At 51.0% G+C, this 208-nt stretch carries 1 pseudogene; it reads right to left on the reverse strand.

The window, feature by feature from the left end:
* Positions 1–208, reverse strand: a pseudogene (locus tag FDX22_RS20625) (carbamate kinase); the annotation flags it as partial.

Raw genomic sequence — 208 nt, forward strand, 5'->3', positions numbered from 1 at the left:
GTGCGAATAGCATCACTTTCAACGATACGTTTGGGTTGTGGAGAGGGCACAACGCGACGGAACGCTTTACCATCGGCTTTGAAAATCCAGCCCTTTTCCGCGTGTAGCGTTTTAGCCTGATCGTTGTCGTAAATCGGTCCGATATATTTGGTCGGATTACTGAAGGCTGGATCGTGGGCATCGACTTCAACCTGAGTCAGCAGGACGC

Origin of the sequence: Citrobacter sp. TBCS-14 (genome assembly GCF_005280805.1) — a bacterium.
GTDB lineage: Bacteria > Pseudomonadota > Gammaproteobacteria > Enterobacterales > Enterobacteriaceae > Citrobacter > Citrobacter gillenii.